The organism is Geodermatophilus sp. SYSU D00697, assembly GCF_054050175.1.
Map to the genome: position 1 here is coordinate 1 of NZ_JBJGYV010000065.1, position 2,024 is coordinate 2,024.

The following is a 2,024-nucleotide window of genomic DNA, read 5'->3' on the forward strand; positions in this document are numbered from 1 at the left end:
AGGAAGGCGGCGGCGACGCCGGAGTCGACGGGGATGTGCAGGCCGGTGGTGCGGGACAGGTCCCCGGCGGTGAGGGCGTAGACGGCGTCGGCGACGTGGTCGGGCAGGACCTCGCGCTTGAGCAGGGTGCGCTGGGCGTAGAAGGCGCCCAGTTCCTCCTCGGGCACGCCGTAGACCGCCGCGCGCTGGGCGCCCCAGCCGCCGGCGAAGATGCCCGAGCCGCGGACCACGCCGTCGGGGTTGATCCCGTTGACCCGGATCTGGTGCTCGCCCAGTTCGGCGGCCAGCAGCCGCACCTGGTGGGCCTGGTCGGCCTTGGTCGAGGAGTAGGCGATGTTGGCCGGCCCGGCGAACACGGCGTTCTTGGAGGAGATGTAGACGATGTCCCCGCCCATGCCCTGCTCGATCATCAGCGCGGCGGCCGCGCGGGAGACCAGGAAGCTGCCCTTGGCCATCACGTCGTGCTGCAGGTCCCAGTCGGCCTCGGTGGTCTCCAGCAGCGGCTTGGAGATCGACAGCCCGGCGTTGTTGACCACCAGGTCCACCCCGCCGAAGGCCAGCACCGCCGCGCGGAAGGCCTCGGCGACGGCCTCGGCATCGGACACGTCGGCGGCGACGCCGACGGCCACATCCGGGCCGCCGATCTCCGCGGCGGCGGCGGTGGCCTGGCCCGCGTCCAGGTCGGCGACGATGACGCAGGCGCCGGCGGCGGCCAGCCGGTGGGCGATCGCCCGGCCGATCCCCGAGGCCGCGCCGGTGACCAGCGCGATGCGGGTGGCCAGCGGCTTGGGCGCCGGCAGCCGGGCGAGCTTGGCCTCCTCCAGCGCCCAGTACTCGATGCGGAACTTCTCGGCCTCGTCGATCGGGGCGTAGCTGGAGACGGCCTCGGCGCCGCGCATCACGTTGATCGCGTTGAGGTAGAACTCCCCGGCCACCCGGGCGGTCTGCTTGGTCGCGCCGAAGCTGAACATGCCCACCCCGGGCACCAGCACGATCGCCGGATCGGCCCCCCGCATCGGCGGGGAGTCCGGCGTGGCGTGCCGGGCGTAGTAGGCCGCGTACCCGGCCCGGTAGGCCTGGTGCAGCTCCCGCAGCCGGGCGATCACCTCGGCCACCGGCGCGGTACCGGGCAGATCGACCACCAGCGGGCGCACCTTGGTGCGCAGGAAGTGGTCCGGACAGCTCGTGCCCAGCGCGGCCAAGGGCTGCAGCTTCTCCCGGGACAGGAACTCCAGCACCACCTCGGTGTCGGTGAAGTGCCCCACCTGCGGGCGGTCGGTGCTCACCAGCCCGCGGATCACCGGCGCCAGCGCCGCGGCGCGGTGCCGGCGCTCGGCGGGGTCCAGCGCCTCGAAGCCGGGCACCACCGCACCGAACGGCTCGGGCCTGCCCCGCTCGGCCAGGAACCGCTCCGCGGTGCGGATGATCTCCAGCGAGTTGGCCTCGCACGCCTCGCCGGTCGCCCCCCAGGCGGTGATCCCGTGCCCGCCCAGCACGCAGCCGATCGCCTGCGGGTGCTCCCTCGCGATCGCGGCGATGTCCAGGCCCAGCTGGAACCCCGGCCGCCGCCAGGGCACCCACACCACCCGGTCCCCGAAACACTCCCGGGTCAGCGCCTCCCCCTCGGCCGCCGTGGCCAGCGCGATCCCCGAATCGGGATGCAGATGGTCCACGTGCGCGGCCTGGACCAGCCCGTGCATCGCCGTGTCGATCGACGGCGCCGCCCCACCCCGCCCGTGCAGGCAGAAGTCGAACGCCGCCACCATCTCGTCCTCCCGCTCCACCCCCGGATAGACCTCCACCAGCGCCCGCAACCGGTCCAGCCGCAACACCGCCAGCCCCGCCTCGCTCAGCGTGCCCAGATCACCCCCCGAGCCCTTCACCCACAACAACTCCACCGGACCCCCGGTCACCGGATCGACCCCGGCACCCTTGGCCGAGGTGTTCCCCCCCGCGTAGTTGGTGTTCCGCGGATCGCCACCCAGCCGGTTGCTCCGCCCGATCAGCTCACTGACCACGGGGTT

1 protein-coding gene is annotated in these 2,024 nt (G+C 73.7%); it reads right to left on the bottom strand.

Annotated features, from left to right (window positions below):
• The coding region (locus ACI79C_RS25195; RefSeq protein WP_456948440.1) for a bifunctional aldolase/short-chain dehydrogenase at nucleotides 1-2,024 on the bottom strand (2,024 nt) is incomplete at both ends.